Origin of the sequence: Streptomyces sp. XD-27 (genome assembly GCF_030553055.1) — a bacterium.
In the GTDB taxonomy this organism is placed as follows: Bacteria; Actinomycetota; Actinomycetes; order Streptomycetales; family Streptomycetaceae; genus Streptomyces.
Genome location: NZ_CP130713.1, coordinates 729,751 through 743,062, shown reverse-complemented (window position 1 = coordinate 743,062; position 13,312 = coordinate 729,751). Strand labels below are relative to the sequence as shown.

The 13,312-nt window shown below is 74.1% G+C and carries 5 protein-coding genes; all 5 read right to left on the bottom strand.

Annotation, left to right across the window (positions count from 1 at the left end; all coding sequences use genetic code 11):
* Window positions 1-8: 8 nt before the first annotated feature.
* Genes Q3Y56_RS03110 through Q3Y56_RS03090 form a run of 5 tightly spaced genes read right to left on the bottom strand, consistent with a single transcriptional unit; the run spans window position 9 to window position 13,229 of the window.
* The gene (locus tag Q3Y56_RS03110; protein ID WP_304460436.1) at window positions 9-1,433 is read right to left on the bottom strand and encodes an FAD-binding oxidoreductase; all 1,425 of its coding nucleotides are present in this window, start codon (window positions 1,431-1,433) and stop codon (window positions 9-11) included.
* A 3-nt stretch (window positions 1,434-1,436) separates the two neighbouring features.
* Window positions 1,437-2,135, bottom strand: a complete 699-nt coding sequence (locus Q3Y56_RS03105; protein ID WP_304460435.1) for a VOC family protein — start codon at window positions 2,133-2,135, stop codon at window positions 1,437-1,439.
* Window positions 2,129-4,408 (bottom strand): bifunctional Gfo/Idh/MocA family oxidoreductase/class I SAM-dependent methyltransferase, encoded by a 2,280-nt coding sequence (locus Q3Y56_RS03100; RefSeq protein ID WP_304460434.1) that lies wholly within the window; start codon window positions 4,406-4,408, stop codon window positions 2,129-2,131. The genes Q3Y56_RS03105 and Q3Y56_RS03100 overlap by 7 nt, the downstream gene beginning before the upstream one ends.
* Window positions 4,405-5,499 (bottom strand): saccharopine dehydrogenase NADP-binding domain-containing protein, encoded by a 1,095-nt coding sequence (locus tag Q3Y56_RS03095; protein ID WP_304460433.1) that lies wholly within the window; start codon window positions 5,497-5,499, stop codon window positions 4,405-4,407. Before Q3Y56_RS03095 ends, Q3Y56_RS03100 begins: the two co-directional genes overlap by 4 nt.
* The gene (locus tag Q3Y56_RS03090; RefSeq protein WP_304460432.1) at window positions 5,496-13,229 is read right to left on the bottom strand and encodes a non-ribosomal peptide synthetase; all 7,734 of its coding nucleotides are present in this window, start codon (window positions 13,227-13,229) and stop codon (window positions 5,496-5,498) included. The genes Q3Y56_RS03095 and Q3Y56_RS03090 overlap by 4 nt, the downstream gene beginning before the upstream one ends.
* Window positions 13,230-13,312 lie beyond the last annotated feature (83 nt).

The following is a 13,312-nucleotide window of genomic DNA, read 5'->3' as shown; positions in this document are numbered from 1 at the left end:
CAGGCGCGTCAGCCGCGCGGCGGCCGCTCGGGGTCCCCTGTGCCGCCGGCCAGGGGTGGGACGTTGGCGTTGAACCGGAACACGTTGTGCGGGTCCCAGGTGTGCTTGAGCAGCGCCAGCCGCTCGTAGGTCTCGGGGCCGTAGGCGGCCCGCACCCACTCCGTGCCGGGGTCCGGCAGCAGGTTCGAATAGGGCCCTCGCGTCACGTCCTGCAGCGACTGCCAGCCGCGGCGGGCGGGCTGGATGTGCGCGGGGTTGTCGGCGGCCCCGTACCACTGGGCGCAGATCTCCACGAACCACCGGGCGTCGCGGTGGGCGTACGCGGTCGGTCCGGCGGGCGCCCGGCTGATCGCTCCACCGAGGGCTCCGAAGACCACCGAGAAGTTGGGCCCGGCGGCCCGCCAGTACTCGACGAGCATGTCGATCGTCGGGTCCGAGAGCTCGCCGAGCAGCTCGCCCCGGTTGTAGACGTGCTGGTCGGCGAAGTCCGGCGGGGAAGGAAGCAGCCGCTGGTAGGCCACGTAGGACATGGCGGCGACACCGTCCGAGACCGGCTTCGGATCGCCACGGCGCAGCGGGGCGAGCACCTCGTCGGCACGACCCGGGTCGCCGAACCAGGTCGGGATGAGGACCGCGCAGCGCTCGAAGTGCAGCTCTTCGGGGACGAAGGGCAGGGGCGGGGCGGTCCAGACGAGGGCGACCAGCGACGCCTCGTCCGGTGCGGTGGCGAGCCAGTCCCGGGCGGTGCGGAGCGCGGCGGGCACCTGGTCCGCCGGGTGGATCAGCGGGCCGGCCACCACACCGCTCACCGGATGGAGCCGGAATCCGAACCGGGTGACCACCCCGAAATTGCCCCCGCCGCCGCGCAGACCCCAGAACAGTTCGGGGTTCTCCTCGGCGCCGGCCCGCACCTGCCTGCCGTCGGCCGTGACGACGTCGAAGAAGACGGCGTTGTCGCTGGTGAGCCCGTACCTCCGGGACAGGTCTCCGACCCCGCCGCCCAGGGTGTGGCCGGCGATCCCGACACCCGTGTTGCGCGGTCCCGGCACGGCGAGCCCGAACCTCTGCGTGGCCGGGTCGAACTCGCCCCAGGTGACGCCCGCTTCGGCGACGGCGAGCCGGGCCTCGGCATCGACCTCGACGCGCTTCATGGGGGAGAGGTCGAGCACCACGCCGCCGTCGCACGTCCCCCAGCCCGCGACGTGGGCCCCGCCGCCGCGTACGGCGACGGGCAGGCGGTGTGCGCGGGCGTGGGCGAGGGCGGTGGCGACGTCCTCGGCGCCGGTACAGCGGGCGATCAGCGCGGGCCGCCGGTCGATCCGGGCGTTCCGCACGCGCCGGGCGGTGTCGTACCCAGGCGTGCCCGGCGTGATCACCTCACCCCGGAAGCCCGCCCACACGCCCCGCGTTGTCGATGTCGATGTCGAATCCATGGTTCACACGTCCTTCCGGGTGGCGGCGGTGAGCTGGGCACCGTGCAGCTTGGCGGGGTCCGGTTCGCTCTCCAGCCCGGCCACCGCCACGCCCAGGACCCCCGTGCGGGCAGCGGGTTCGGCCGCCAGCCACCGGTCCTCACCGATGAGCGCGTCGTAGAAGGGCCGGTCGGCTTCCGCCACTCCCATCCGGACCCGGGCGATGCCCCGTGCCCCATTGGGGTGGACGATCCGGGCCGGGCGCTGCGGCGGGTCGTAGGCGGAGACGACGAACGGCAGCGCGGCCGGGCGCGGCGCGAGGAACTGGTAGCGCACAGGCCCGCCGTCCGGACGGGTGCGCCTGCCCTTCATCACGCGGGAGACCGGCACACCCGCCCCGCGCAGGGCGGACCGGACTCCGGCGAGATCGGTGTCCGCGGTCTCCAGCGCGAGATCGCGCCACCCTTCGCCCGGCCCCGCCCACCGGGCCAGGCGCGCTCCCGCAGCCGCCCCGAAGACGGCGCCGAGCGGCCACCGCAGGAACGCGAAGGCACGGGGCAGTTCGAACAGCTCGATGAACGGCCCCTCCGCGAACCAGATCAGCGCGTTGTGGGCCCGCTCGGGGGCACTGCCCCACTCCACGGTGAACCCGAGTTCCTCGTAGTCCCGTACGGTCGCGCGAAGGTCGTCGACCTTGCAGAGGACGTGACTGCACTTCAGCACGGACCGGCCGCCTTCCGCCCCGTGAAGAGCCGCTGCCCCAGCGGGGCCAGCGGGTGATCCTCGCCCGGCAGGACCACCACGTTCTCGACGCCCGCTCCCGCGAGCGCCTCCAGCCATTGGCCGCGTGACAGAAACGTCGTGCCCGTCCGCTGCCGGGCGTCCTCGGGAGCGGTCATCATGAACGCCTGCGAAGCCAGGATCTCCAGGTGCTCGCGGGTCGGTTCGGTGATGAGCAGCCGGCCGCCGGGCGCCAGCAGCTCGACGAGGCGCCGGACGGTGGCATCGGTGTCGCGCGCGTTGTTCAGCACCCCGGCGGCGACGACCACATCCACGGAGCCGGGGGAGAAGCCCTGCTCAGCGGGGTCCTGGTCGATGTCGAACAGCCCGAAGCGGATCCACGGATGCCGCGCGAAGCGCTCCTTCGCCGTGACGAGGAAGAAGTTCGAGACATCGGTGAACAGGTAGTCGACCCGGTTCCCGTCCTCCGCCAGGGCGCGGGCGACCGCCTCCGTGGTCGCCCCGGTGCCGGCGCCGACCTCCAGGACACGCAGCGTACGGTCCTCGGGCGCTGCCGCCGCGAAGCCGCGGACGGCCGCGCCGACCGCCGCGTTGAGGTACCGCGCCGTCACCGTGTCCCGGTAGACGGCGTCGGCTGTTCCGGTCCGTCCTTCCGGGAACAGGAGCAGGGCTGCCTGCTGCTCGCCGGTCATCAGCTCCGGTAGGCGCTCGGCGTTGAGCCGCAGGTAGTCGATGAACTCCGCCGACCCCAGGCGGCCGGTCCATGCCTCGGCTGCCCGGTCCCAGTCCCGGGCGGCATCGGCCGTGCCGACCGGCTGCCCGCCGTGGAGCAGGCCGTCGTGGACCGTGATCAGCCCACGTTCGGCGAGGACGTGCAGCCACTGCCGGATCAGCCCGTGATGCCGGGGCGCCACGCGCGCCGCGTCGAGGATGTCGGCCTCGCCGTGGCCGCGTCCGGGATCGTCCAGCACGCCGTGGCCTTGGAGCGCCAGCAGCATCGAGGACAGTACGGCCTCGTCCAGGCGCTCGACGAAGGTGCTGACCTCCTCGGTGGTGACGCCGCGCACCTGCGCCTGCGCGGCGGCGGCCGCGGATGCGAGAACGTCCGCGGATCGGTGCGGGGGAGCGGAGAGGGCGGCGGACTCGTCCTCGACGGTGGCAGCTGCGGCCAGCAGCTCGCCGACCGGCAGCGGCCGGTGGACCATGCCCTCCCGCAGCGCGGGGTAGCCCAGCGCCGAGGTGACGTCCTGCCACATCCTGGAGAGCGTCAGGTGGTACTGATCCGGGCGTTCGGCGCCCGGGTCCCCCAGGATCGCGGCACGCAGCGCCAGCAGGTCCCGCCCGATCGCATCCGGCCACAGTTCGCCGAGGACGCGGTCGTAGCCCGGCGGCCGCGGCGGGCCGAGCAGCGTCGCGCTCGGCCGGCGGAGGTGCGCCGACTCCGCGTCGGCGAAGTCGAAGCGGTTCTTGACCGCGTCCGGGATGTGCAGGCGCGGGTTCCACAGAACGGGTCCGTGCGTATCGGACAGGGTGAGGCTGCCGCCCTCCGTCCCGATGGTCACTCGGTGCAGCAGATGCAGATGGTTGTCCGGGTCCGCCGGATCGACCTCGTTGTGCACCCGCAGGGTGAGCGGAACCCCGCCGATCACTCCGGTGAGCAGGGTGAACGGGCCCCCGCCCGAGGCACCCACCGCCGCGATCCGCCACGGGCGTACGGACGGCAGCGCATCGCCCAGGATGTGCAGCAGCGGGAAGGCGACCTGGGTGGAGCAGGCGGCGTCGACGTAGACCGCCGGCTGCCGGGCGAGTAGCGCACGGGCCACCGCGCCGAAGCGGCGTACCGCGGGCAGCCGCACGTACAGGTCCCCGAGCCGGTAGCGCACGTTGTGCCGCCGCGCCTCGCGCAGGCACGCCACGAGGTCGTCGTGGTGCACGGGCTGCTCCTGGACGACATGGATGCCACGGCGCAGCAGAGCCATGGCCAGGTCGGTACCCGGCCCGCCCATCACCCCTGAACGCACCACGACACAGGCCAGGTCGACGTCATCGGGGAGCTGACCGACGTCGGTGAAGAGCGGCACGTCGAAGCGGCGCGCGCACGCGGCCGACCGCGCACTGCCCTTGCCCAGCACCCCGACGACCTCGAACTCCTCGGCCAGCCGGGCGAGCGCGGCCAGATAGAACTGCCCGAACGTCGTCCCGCACACCACGACTCGGAGCCTCTGGCGCGGGGCGCCCTGTCGTATGTCCGTCACAGGACCCCCTCCTCGACCGTGACGAGCGCGTCGAGCGGCCCGTCGAAGACCGTCACGTCGCACAGCCCCGGTGTCTCCCGCAACCGTGCGAGAGTCGCCTGCGGGTCGAGGGCCGTCGCGGCGGCATGCGCACCGCTCGGAGCCTCGCCGCGCAGTACCGCCAGGGCGGCCACGGCGGTGACGGCGCCGGTGAGCCGGGCGATGCCCGGGGCCCGCAACACGGCGGTACGGCTGAGGGGGCGGCCGGCTGCCGTACCGTCGGCCTGGACCAGGAACGTCACGTACGGCGTACGCCCCGCGGCATCCAGCGCGGTGGCCCGGCACAGCCCGGCGACCGCCTCGCCCCGGTCCAGGGCGCGGGCCGCGTCCAGCGCGGCGCCCAGATGCTCGCCGTCCAGCACGGTGTACCAGCGGCCATGGACCAGCGACAGCTCCCGCGCGAGCCGGTCACCCTCGGCGTCGAGATACGGGAACGCCGCGACAGGGCGCGGAAAGAACGGCAGCTCCACCGCGGCCCGCCGGGTCAGCGCCCCGGACCGGCGGCCGCCGTCCTGCCAGGCGGCGAGCGGCTCGTTGGCGCCGCCGAGGACACCGTGCAGATAGTCCTCCGCGCCCGTCGCGGTGAAGCGGTCGAGCACTCCGGTGTACGCGGTCAGGCCGTGCACCGCGTCGAAGTCCTGAGCGGCGAGCCAGCGGGGCAGCAGCCCCGACAGACCGGGGACGGCACCCGCCGCGAACAGCAGACTGCGCGTACCCGCCGCCATGCCGAGGGCGTCCAGCCGCTCGCCCCCGCCCGCGTCCACATGGTGCGCACCGGCGATCAGCGCCGCGTACGCCACCCGTTCGGCCGTCCGGTACGAGGGTCCCGCGCAGTGCACGACCAGCTCGCAGCCCCGGACGAACGCCGCCAGCGACGCGTCGTCGTCCACGTCGACCGCCGTCGCCTCCGCGCCGGGCAGGTGCGCGGCGGCGAACCGCCGGGCACGTTCCGGGTCGCGTCCGCCCAGCCGCAGCGGGCCGATGTCCCACAGGCTCAGGAGCCGGGCCGTCTCGGCCCCCACGGCCCCGTAGCCACCGATGATGCCGATCACAGCGCGCCTTCCTCCATGTCGCCTTGTTCTGCAAGCTCTTGGGCCACTGCCTCCGCCACCTCGGCGAGGCTCGGCCCGGCGAAGATGCGGCGCAGGGGCAGCTCGACGCCGTAGCGCTGCTTCACCTGGGCCAGGAACCGGGTGGCCAGGAGGCTGTCGCCGCCGAGGGTGAAGAAGCTCTGCCGGCGGCCGACCGTGGAGATGCCCAGCAGCTCCGTCCACAGGGCGGCGAGGGCCTGTTCCCTTTCGCCCTGGGGCGGTTCGTCCGTCTCCTGGCCGCCGTCCGGTGCGGCGAGCGCCGCGACCGCCGTACGGTCGACCTTGCCGTTGGCGCTGAGCGGCAGCCACGGCAGCACCTCGAACCGCTCGGGCACCATGTGCGCCGGGAGCCGGGTGCCCAGGTGCTCGCGCAGCGACTCGGGATCCGGGCCGGTGGCGGTCTCCGGCCGCCGGGCCCACAGGAGCTCGGCGAAGGTCGCGCCGACCGGGCGGTGACCGGCCTGGCCCAGTCCCGCGCGGGCGAACAGCTCGGCCCAGCGCGTGGCGGGCAGCACCGGGGAGCCCACCTGGCGCCGCTCCGGGTCGAAGCCCGCGTAGCCGCGGTCGAGCAGAGCGGCGGTCAGCAGCGCGATCGGGGTCAACTCGGCCCGCTCGACGGCCAGCAGCACGCCGCCGGGCCGCGTCAGGAGAGCGGCGAGCGCGGGCCCGTGCGCCGGGTCCGGACGGCGGTGCAGCGCGTTGTCGGCCAGCACCACGTCGAAGCGGTGTCGCAGCTCGTCCGGGATCCGTGCGCCGTGGAGGCGCCGGCAGGCGGTGTCGTGCGGCAGCGGGGCCAGCCGCTCGGACGCGTCGCTGATCATCATGGGATCGGAGTCGAGGAGCGTGTACCGCACCTGGTCGGGGGCGAGCCGCCCGAGGAGCCGTGCGGCCGTGCGGCCGTCGCGCCCGTCGAGTTCGGCGACCTCGATCGGCCTGCCCGCCGCCTCGGCCATCGCCGCCAGCTCGCGGGCGATGTCGGCCAACGCCGCGGCCGTGCCGGGGTCCTGTTCCGCCAGGCGGGCGGGGGCCACGACGTCGTCGTCCAGCAGCACGGCCGGATCGAGCCGTCCCGCCAGGATCTCGCGGTAGTCGCCGAGCCGTTCGAGCAGGCGGCGGTGGGCGCGGCCGACCAGCCGCGCGTAGTCGTCCTCGCCGCCGCCGTGGACGCCCGCTCGCGACGGCTCCCCGGGCTCCTCGCGGGCGAGCGCGGAAGCCAGTTCCGGCCCGGCCGCGTACCCACCGCCCGCCGCCTTGACGAGCACCTTCCGTTCGACCAGCAGGCGCAGCCACAGCCGCAGCACCGGCAGGTGCTCGTCGACCACGTCGAGACGCGCCGCCAACTCGGGAAGGACCAGCGCCGCTCCACCCGTGAGCGCGTCCAGGTCGATGAGCCGCACCAGGACGGCTTCGGCCGCCTCGGCTTCCAGCCGCGCGGCGCGGGCGCGAGCCGCCAGGACGTCCGCCGTTGGCTCGGCACCGTCCGGAGGTGTCCATACGGTGTGCTGGTCAGCGGCCGTGCCGGGGTCCTCCGCCTGCGCGGCCGGTACGGCCGGGATGACGGCGGCGACCAGGCGTCGGCCCGATCCCTCCCCGGCCACGGCGGCGACCGCGCCACCGATGTCTGGGCAGTCCCGCAACGCCGCCTCGATCTCGCCCAGCTCGATGCGGTGTCCGCGGATCTTCACCTGTTGGTCGGCCCGCCCGAGGAACTCCAGGGTCCCGTCGGGCCGGTACCGGCCGAGATCCCCGGTGCGGTACCACCGGTCTCCCTCCGGTCCGGTGAACTGCCGGGCCGTCAGCTCGGATGCCCCGCGATAGCCCCGCGCCACACCGGAGCCCCCGATCCACAGCTCGCCCGGGACCCAGTCGGGGCAGTCGCGCCCCGAGGCGTCCACGACCCGGAACCGCTGGTTGCGCAGCGGTCGGCCGTACGGGATCGAAGGCCACCGGGGGTCGACCCGCTCCACCTCGAACGCGTTGGACCAGATCGCCGCTTCCGTCGCGCCGCCCAGAGCCACGAACCGGCAGCCGGGGCGCTGGGCCGCGAGCCGCCCGGGAAGGTCCAGCCCCACCCAGTCGCCCGAGACGAGCACCAGCCGCAGCGGTTCCGGTGGCTCGGCGCCCTCGGCGACGGTGAGGAGCATGTCCAGGAGGGCGGGGACGGTGTTCCACACCGTCACCCGGTGCCGGCGCACCAGATCCAGCCAGCGGACCGGATCCCGCCGTGACTCCTCCTCGACAAGGACGACCGCGCCGCCTGCCGAGAGCGGACCGAAGAGGTCGTAGACGGAGAGGTCGAAGTCCAGTGCGGAGACGGCCAGGATGCGGTCCTCCCCGCCTACCTCGAACCGCTCGTTGACATCCGCGACGGTGTTGGCGGCCGCCCGGTGCGTCGTCTCCACGCCCTTCGGATCGCCGGTCGAGCCCGACGTGAAGATCACGTACGCGAGGTCGTCGGGGCCCGTCGCGACCGGACCCGGGGCGGGCTCGGCGGACGCGGCGTCACCGATGAGGACCGGCCGGATGCCGTCCGCCCAGCTCGATGTGGTCCGTACGGCCTCGTCGGTGACCACGAAACGGGCCCCGGCCAGCCGGTGGATACGGTCGCGGCGAGCCTGCGGCTGGTCGACGCCGACGGGCAGATACGCCGCCCCGGCCGCGAGCACGCCGAGCACCGCGACGACTTGGTCGGGGCCCTTGGGCAGCGTTACGGCTACCACGTCGCCCGGCTCGACGCCGTCTTCGGCGAGCCGGCCGGCCAGCCGCAGGGCCCGCTCGGCGAGTTCGCCGTAGCTCAGCTCCTCGCCTTCGCCCCACACCAGCGCCACGCGCCGCGGCTGCTCGGCCGCGCGCCGGAAGAACTCCTGGTGCAGCAGCACGTCCGGGGCCGCGGTCCCGGTGGCGTTGACGGCCGCGCGGGTCGTCCGCTGGTCCTCGGGGAGCAGCTCGGGCACCCGCTCGTCCCAGTCGGCCGACCCCAGCCACTCCAGTAGCCGCAGGTAGGCGGCGAACATCGCGTCGATGAGCCCTTCCGGGAACAGCTCCTCGACGACGTCCCAGTTCAGGCAGATCCCGCCGGCGACCTCGGTGACCTGGTGGTCCAGCCACACCTGCGGCGTCTGCGAGATGCCCCACACCGGCTCGGCGAATGGCGGGCGCGGAGCGGTGGTGACGGCCTCGCCGACCCCGAGCGCGCTGGTGAACACCACGGGCATGGTCGCCTCGCTGTCACCGGTGGACCGGGCGAGTTCGCGCATCACCTTGACGGCCGAGACGTCCCGGTGGTCAAGAGCGCGCCACAGCTCCTCCTGGACGCGTCGGGCCGCGGCCGCCCAGCTCTCTCCGGTGGTCGGCCGGGAGGCGACGAGCAGCAGCGAGGTGAAGTCCCCCAGCACGTTGTCGATGTCCGGGTGCACGTCCTTGCGGTCGAACAAGGTGAGATTGAGGGTGAGATCGGCCCGGCTGCTCCAGCGGCCGAGCACCTCGGCGAAGGCGGCCAGCAGCACGGCCGAGGGGGTGAGCCCGTGGTCACGTGCCCGCTCCACGATCCGCCGCCACCGCGCGGCCTCGATCCGGGACTCACGCCGGGTGAAGCGGGGCCGCTCCACCGCCGAGGGGTCCACGGCCAGCGGCAGTTGGGGCGCGGGCGGGAGCTGGGGCAGCAGGGACGTCCAGTAGTCCTGTGCGGCGGCCAGGGTCGCGGGCTCGGGCGCGGCGCCGAGGACGTAGTCACGGAAGGACACGCCCACGGGCGGGAGTTCGGCGTCCGGATCCTCGTACAGCGCGGCCAACTCGGCGTAGAAGGTGAGGATGCTCAAGGCGTCGAGGACGATGTTGTCCACGCCGATCGCCAGGCGGGTGCGGTTTCCCGCACGAACCCCGCGGATCGAGAACAGCGGCCAGCTCGCCGGGTCGAACACGTGGTGCGAGGCGGAGTCCCGCAGGGCGGCGAACGCGGCCTCGGGATCGGCTCCGGCGTCGACGACGGGGACGGCGAGCCGGGGAACCTCGGGGAGAATCCGCTGCCGTCCCTGGTCGTCGAAGACCGCGCGCAGCATCTCGTGCCGCTCGATGAGCCGGTTGACGGCGTCCTCCAGCCGCGTCACGTCGAGGTCCGCCACGTCGTACTCGCGGTAGAAGTGGCAGCCGATCCCGCCGAGGGTGAAGTCCTCGCCGCGCCCCAGCCAGTAGGCGCGCTGCACGTCGGTCGGCGGGAACGGCTCGTGCCGCCCAGCGGGGTCGGCGACCAGGACACACCGCTCCTGGCCGTCCTGCGCCGGGCGCAGCGTCGCCGCGAAGTCGGCCAGTACGGGGTGGGCGAACAGCTCGGCGAGACGGAAGTCCGCGAACCCCTCGGCTCGCAGCCGCCCCACCAGGCGGGTCGCCAGCAACGAGTCGCCGCCCAGGGCGAAGAAGTCGTGCTCCCGGCCGACCTCCGGTACGCCGAGGACGTCCTGCCACGCTGCCGCGGCCCGTCGCTCGATCTCGCCGCACGGCGGGGTGACCGGCGTCTGCCGCGCCTCCTCCGCGGCGGTCGCCCGGCCTACGGCCTGGCGGTCCACCTTGCCGTTGGCGGTGAGCGGCAACGCGGGCAGCACGGCGATCCGCTCCGGCACCATCACCGCGGGCAGCCGCTCCGCCAGGAACTCTCTCAGCTCCGCGAGATCGACAGCTCCCGGGCCCTCGGGGCGGTCGGCGGGCGTGACGGCGGCGGCGGGCCGCCGGTCCTCGCCGACGACCGCCACGGCGTGCCCGACACCGGGATGCGCCGTCAACGCCGCCTCGATCTCGCCGAGTTCGACGCGATGGCCGCGCACCTTGACCTGGTGGTCGGCCCGGCCGAGGAACTCCAGCGTGCCGTCGGGCCAGTACCTCGCCCGGTCACCGGTGCGGTACCACCGCACGCCGTCGGCCTCGCGGAACCTCTCCGCGCTGCGGTCGGCGTCGCCGCGGTAGCCACGCGCGACGCCCGCGCCGCCGATCCACAGCTCACCGGGCACCCAGTCCGGGCAGTCCCGCCCCAGCACATCGACCACACGGCAGGACACATTGCGCAGCGGCGTCCCGTACGGCACGGACGTCCACTGCTCCGGAACCTCGCCGACCTCGCAGATGGTGGAGTGGATCGCGGTCTCGGTCGTCCCGCCCAGCGCGATGAACCGGCAGTCGGGGGCCAGCGCTGCCAGCCGTCGCGGCAGGTCCAGCGGCACCCAGTCGCCGCCGAGCAGCACAGCCCGCAGCGAGGCGCCGTCCGTGTCGCGCGCGGCGGTGACGAGCATGTCCAGCAGCGCGGGCACGCAGTTGACGACGGTCACGCGGTGCCGGCGCAGCAACTCGGCCCAGACGGTGGCGTCGCGGCGCGCGGGCTCCTCGACGCACACCACCGCCCCGCCCGCCGACAGCGGGCCGAAGAGGTCGTACACCGACAGGTCGAAGTCCAGGGCCGACAGGGCCAGGGTCCGGTCGTCCGGCCCGATGCGCAGGCGCTCGTCGAGGTCGTCGACGGTGTTCATGGCGGCCGCGTGGGTGAGCTCCACCCCCTTGGGCTCGCCGGTGGAGCCCGAGGTGTAGATCACGTACGCGAGGTCCGTGTCGTCCCCGGCCACGGGGGCGGTGAGGGGCTCGACGCCGTCCGGTACGGCGATGTCGTCCAGGACGAGGCTGACCCCGGCCGAACGGTGGATCCGCTCGCGCCGCGCGACCGGTTGGTCGATGCCCAAGGGAAGGTAGGCCGCGCCGCTGGCCAGGACACCCAGGACGGCGGTGACCTGATCGGGGCCCTTGGGCAGGGTGACCGCCACGAGATCTCCGGCGCCGACCCCCTGGGCCCGCAGATGAGCGGCGACACGCAGCGCCCGCGTGGCCAGTTCGCCGTAGCTGAGCGCGCCGTCCGCACCCCAGACGAGTGCCGTGGCGCCGGGGGTGCGCGTGGCGTGCGCGAAGAAGCCGTCGTGGAGCCGTGCGCCTGATCGCGGCCCGGTGGTGTTGTTGCACCGCGCGCGGATCTCCAGCTGTCCGGCGGGCAGCAGCGGCGGCACCGGCGCCGACCAGGCGTCCGGGCCGGACAGCAGCCGGTCGAGCAGTCCGGTGTAGGCGTCGAACATGGCGTCCAGCACCCCGGGTGCGAACGCGTCCTCCCGGGCGTCCCAGTTGACCAGCAGCCCACCGCTCATCTCGGTGACCTGGGCGTCGAGCCAGACCTGCGGCCCCTGCGAGATGATCCAGGAGGCATCCCCGAAGGACGCGCGGACCTCCTCGGAGAACAGTTCGCCCAGCCCCAGCGCGCTGGTGTACACGACCGGTGCCAGGACCTGCTCGCCGTGCAGCCGGGACGCGTCCCGCAGCACCTCGACCCCGGAGTATCCGGCGTGCGCGGCGTCCGCGTGGAACCGGTCCTGGAGCCGGGCGGCCCGCTCGGCGAACGTACCGGGCGCGGCACCGTCCCAGGCCAGCAGCACCGATGAGGTGAAGTCGCCGACCAGCGCGCCGATGTCCGGGTGCAGCGGCTCCCGGTCGAAGAGCGGGAGGTTGAGCAGGAAGCGGGGTTCGGCGCTGAAGGCGGTCAGCGTCTCCGCGAAGACGGCCGCGAGCGCCATGGCCGGAGTGAGCCCGTGCCGCCGCGCGGCCTGTTCGAGACGTCGCACGGCCTCGGCGTCGAGCCGCCGGTGCCGCCGTACGACCGTGGTGGCGGCCGCCCGGTCGTGGTCGGCGGCGAGGGGGAGTTGCGGCGCGGTGGGAAGCTCGGGCAGCCGGCCGTGCCAGTGGTCGCGGTCGGCGGCGAGGGCCGCGGCGCCGGCCGGTGCGGTTCGCGCCGCGCGGCGCTCGGCGAGATAGCGCGGGTAGCTGTGGTCGAGCGGGGGCAATGGCTCACCGGGTCGGGCGTAGAGCCGGGCGAGGTCCGCGAGCAGGACGCGCAGGCTCAGCGCGTCGGCCGCGACCATGTCCAGGTTGACGTGCAGACGCGTCCCGCCCGGCCGGACGGCCGGTGGCAGCAGCGAGAGCTGGATGTCGAAGACCTCACCGGCCGCGATGTCCATACATCGGTGGGACAGACATCGGCGCAACTCGGCAAGCTCCTGCTCGGCGCCGTCGGCGTCCAGCGCCCGGAGGTCGTGCACCCGCAGACCCGGCCAGGTGCTCTCCGACGAGATCCGCTGGCGGCCGTCGTCGAGGATGCGTACGCGCAGCATGCCGTGCCGGGCGAGCAGCGCCCGTACCGCCGCCTCCAGCCGGGCGGGGTCGACGTCCGTCCCGTCGAACTCGTGGTAGAAGTGCGCGGCCACGCCGCCCAGTTGCTGTCCGTCGGCGCGGCCCACCCAGTAGGCGTGCTGCATCAGTGCCAGGTCGAACGGAGCGGCCTCGTCGACGTCGACGCTCACGTGCGCACCCGCACCCGCACCCGCACCCGCACCCGCACCCGCACCCGCGCCCGCGGCCGGGGCCGAAGCGCGGTCGCGCTGCCGCCCGATCAGTTTCCGCCAAGCCGCCAGCGTCGGCTCGGCGGCCAGCTCGGCGAACCCGATGTCCAGGCCGGATCGCCGCCACTGGCCCGCCAGCCGCATCATCCGCAGCGAATCCAGCCCGAGTTCGATCAGATTGGCCTGCTCGTCGACCTCCTCCGCCGGCAGCCCGAGCAGTGCGCCGACGGCTCCGGGCAGATCGATCACTGCGGTCTCACGGTCCTGCGACAACTGGAGCCCCTTTCTGGGATGCGAACAAGCCATTAATAGCATTGATAATCATTTTCATCTAGCCTCGGGTTCGACCGGACAGG